Source organism: Pseudomonadales bacterium (assembly GCA_013215025.1).
Lineage (GTDB): Bacteria > Pseudomonadota > Gammaproteobacteria > Pseudomonadales > DT-91 > DT-91.
The window spans coordinates 1-2,120 of the sequence record JABSRR010000292.1; the positions used below are offsets into that span (position 1 = coordinate 1).

The window sequence follows — 2,120 nt, forward strand, 5'->3', positions numbered from 1 at the left end:
TAATCTTGAGATTCAATCCCTGATTTGCAACCCACTCACAATATTTACCAGGATTGAAGCCCGGTTGCTTCTGATCCAGCATCACACCGTCTACAGTAAAGTTTATCTTGCTCTTCTTACGGATTTCATTCAGCATGTAGAATAAAATAGTAGAATCATTACCTCCGGAAACACAGACCATTATACGATCTCCATCCTGGAGCATATCATACTCATTGATCGCCTGAACCATAAGTTTGCGGATTTTTGTTGCTGAGTCAGCCATATTCTACCTGTAATTTTTGCCGACTATACAGACACTCTAAAATAGTTCAATTTTAATTAGTAATTTAATAATATTCGCAGTAGATAATTAATTAACATTTAAGTATGTAGTGCTTCAGCGGAAATAGGACAGTTGATCACTTTCTGTTAGATACATATTGGGTTAAAAATAACAGCTTATGCACACCTTTCAAACAAGTGTATGCGTTTAATTCTGGCTGCTTTAAGTTTTTCCTTTCTTTGCTTAATAATGATTTGATCTCGTCCTTCTAATTTATCTTTTGGAGTAATGAAACCAATAGCACTATGTAGACGCTCATTATTGTAGTACTCAATATACTTTTCAGTGACTCGCCTGGCGTCTTCAATTGACAAGGGTGACATAGGCCTTACAGCACCGTCTTTGTAGGTATAATGAAAGCGTTCCATCTTACCATTACTTTGAGGATAGTAGGGTGAGGTCCTGACATGAGTGAGACCATGCCTGCTTATAAACTGCTTAAATTCATGAGATGTGTACTGGGAACCATTATCTGTAATTAACCTGGGTCTAGCATTGGGATACTTTTCTAGAGCTCTCTTTACAACAATTTCAGCATCAAGCTCGGTCATCTCCTCTCGAATTTCCCAATGTAATAAACAGCGACTATAACCATCGAGGACACCAATAAAGAAATAGAAACGCTTCGCTATTTTAATATACGAGATATCTGTGTGCCACTGTTCATGCGCTACCAAAGGCTGCTCAAAGCCGGTACCTTTCTTAGAAGGCTTAGAACCTTTACTTCGCATGATGCCTGCTTCACAAAGAATTCGATAAACAGAAGAGCAGCTCATAAAAGCAACATCATCATCAATCATCATATAAGTCATTGCTCGATATCCTTCTTGTGAATGTGACTGATAATACCGCACGACGGCCTCCTTCTCTTCTTCCGTTATCCAGAAGTCTCTGGGTATTTCACCATTGTGAATATTTTCTTGACCATACCTCGCTTTCCATTGGTAAAACTTACTTCGGTGCATACCAAGAAACCGGATAAGTTTGGAGAGGCTAAGTTCTGTTTTATTTTGCCAATAAGTGATGTAATCGACGACCTGATCTCGAATTGCCTGAGGAACCCAGTTTTGCTTTAGATCAGGCCATTGCGCTTTTTTAAGCGAATGTTCTCTTCAACAAGTTCGGCTATCACGCCGTTTTTATCGCTAATATCATTTTCTAGTGAAGTGTTTTTAGCTACTGTCTTTTTGAGCTCGGTACTATCATCTTTAGAAAAAGCCTTGGAGCCATTATCAAAAAAATCAGTCTGCCATTTATAAAATAAATTGGAGCTAATTTTAAGTTCATCACAAATATCCGAAATTGGTACTTGTTCGAGCAAGTGTTTACGAATACTGGCAACTTTCTGGTCCGCACTGAAATAGCGTCGTTCACTAGACATGTTTTACTTCCTTGTAGAGTTATTACGGTTTTACAGTAATGTCTCTAACAGAAAATGGGGTGTTATCTAATTCCTACTGAGGCGCAACACGGGCAATTCTGGATTAGAACATTACATACAAAAAGTTGATGGTAAGTATAAATTTGTTGATTGATAATTTCTAAAGAATTGGGTATTATCTTTTGAAGCATGAAATGAATTTTTTTTGGATCAAAACCTAACTTACAAAATTCGCTTTTATTTCTGTTTAAGTCATAACGATCTTTCGGTATTAATTTAGTAGGCTTGTCACTAGTTGCTTTTCTAACTGTGTACAACTAAAAATAAGACGTACGAATTTAATGACCAGGAGATTGTTATGAATTTAAGATTTTCTATTAAAAGTGCTTTACTGAGTACAGCTCTCTTGATGAC

3 protein-coding genes are annotated in these 2,120 nt (G+C 37.0%); all 3 read right to left on the minus strand.

The features are described 5' to 3' along the window. On the minus strand, nt 1-265 hold a 265-nt coding region (locus HRU21_13015), incomplete at its 3' end, for a tRNA 2-thiocytidine(32) synthetase TtcA (GenBank protein ID NRA43209.1). Nucleotides 266-441: 176 nt separating this feature from the next. Next, nucleotides 442-1,350, minus strand: coding sequence for an IS3 family transposase (locus HRU21_13020; protein NRA43210.1), 909 nt, complete (start codon nt 1,348-1,350; stop codon nt 442-444). A gap of 47 nt (nt 1,351-1,397) precedes the next feature. Beyond that, on the minus strand, nt 1,398-1,706 hold the full coding sequence (locus HRU21_13025) for a transposase (GenBank protein NRA43211.1): 309 nt from the start codon (nt 1,704-1,706) through the stop codon (nt 1,398-1,400). Between the last annotated feature and the right edge of the window lie 414 nt (nt 1,707-2,120).